The sequence below is a fragment of the Sulfitobacter sp. HI0040 genome, from assembly GCF_001634885.1.
Classification (GTDB): Bacteria; Pseudomonadota; Alphaproteobacteria; order Rhodobacterales; family Rhodobacteraceae; genus Sulfitobacter.
On record NZ_LWEX01000335.1, the window covers coordinates 1 to 207 of the forward strand.

Sequence of the window (207 nt, forward strand, 5' to 3'; positions counted from 1 at the left end):
GTATTCGACGATACCTTTTTGCCCTCCGATGCGCTGCTGGGCGGAAAGGGCGAGGGCTGGTCACAGGTCATGAGCGAACTGGCGTTCGAGCGCAGCGGCCCCGAGCGGTTCCTGTCGTCGTTTGCCCTGATCGAGGAACTGATCCGATTGCTGCGCGACGACGCAACCGAAGCGCAGCAGGCCGAGATTGGCCGTTTGTCCGCGCAT

The 207-nt window shown here is 62.8% G+C and carries 1 pseudogene; it reads left to right on the top strand.

The window, feature by feature from the left end:
• Window positions 1–207: pseudogene (locus A3728_RS14810) on the top strand (acyl-CoA dehydrogenase family protein); the annotation flags it as partial.